The following is a 1,255-nucleotide window of genomic DNA, read 5'->3' as shown; positions in this document are numbered from 1 at the left end:
CGTTGCCAACGTTTATGCTGTCGTAAATATCTGTTTGTCCGAAGCAACAAGTCAGCATAATAAAGTTCAAACAGATTAGTAACAATATTCTTTTCATTATTTAACTAGTTTAATTGTCCTATTGTCAATTTTCAGGAAATAAAGACCATTTGTTAAGTATGAAAAATTCTGCTGTTCAATATTTTTACCTGTCCAAATAACTTGACCAAAATAATTAATAAGCGTGAAATTTTCATTTCCAGTCGTGTTAGTCAGATTGATTTTGTTTGAGAATGGATTAGGGAATGCCTCTATTTTAATATTTGTTTCGTTAAAATTTTCAATACCAGTAGTTAAACAGCTTGTTGTATAATTCTGAAAAAACTGCCACATTAAATATGTTGCACTAAATTGATTGCTAACAGTTACCGTTCCTGAAGAAAGTCCTCCAGGCCAAGAATGTTCCCCGTCATAGCTTACAAATTGCTCTATTATTGCGTTACAGGAGCAGTTTGAATATTTGAAATGGTCATATTGGTTTATGTTATGGAATAAGGTGTCTTTCAAAATACCGCAGGAATAATTTGTACTTATTATATTAAACATACTGTCTTGCGGTGGAAAATATGTTCCAGTTGAACCAATTGTTACGCCTCCAAAATATTTTACATTCTGGTCTTGATAAGAATGAAAACTAATTATTGGGATAGATCTTTCAGGATTCCAAGGATAATACATTAAATCACCTGCAACTGGCGCTATGGCGGCAAATCGATTTGTTAGTTGGTTAGCAAGTCGATAACACAACAATGCACCATTTGAAAAACCAGTTGCATAAACACGAGTTGTATCAATTGGTCTGTTTGCAAATAAATTATTTAGTAAAGAATTTACAAATCCAACATCGTCTATATTTTGTGTTGTTGATGGGGCGCAACAACCTCCTGCGTTCCAAGTTCTATTTCCTGCAGTTTTTACTCCTTCGGGATATACAACAATAAAACCTGCAGTATCTGATTTTTGAGATAAACGAGATTGATATTGAATGGATTGATAACCTAATAGACCACCACCGTGAAATGCTAAAACTAATGGGTAGTTGTTCGAAGTATTATATCCTGTTGGAAGATGAGTTAAAAAAGTTCTCCAACGACCTCCAACAAAAATACTGTCATAAATATTTGTTTGAGCAAAAGCCCAATTGGATAGTGAAATCAACAAAATGAATTGTAAAAATATTTTTTTCATGTCTTTTTATTTTTTTAGACTAATTCTT

The 1,255-nt window shown here is 32.6% G+C and carries 1 protein-coding gene; it reads right to left on the bottom strand.

Going from position 1 to position 1,255, the window contains the following annotated elements; all coding sequences use genetic code 11:
• Positions 1–96: 96 nt before the first annotated feature.
• Complete coding sequence (locus ABWO04_RS11995) at positions 97–1,227, bottom strand: T9SS type A sorting domain-containing protein (protein ID WP_353079913.1); 1,131 nt, start codon at positions 1,225–1,227, stop codon at positions 97–99.
• Positions 1,228–1,255 lie beyond the last annotated feature (28 nt).

Origin of the sequence: Flavobacterium sp. (assembly GCF_040382755.1) — a bacterium.
Classification (GTDB): domain Bacteria; phylum Bacteroidota; class Bacteroidia; order Flavobacteriales; family Flavobacteriaceae; genus Flavobacterium.
The sequence above is the reverse complement of the archived record's forward strand: the minus strand, read 5'-3'. Positions and strand labels throughout refer to the sequence as shown.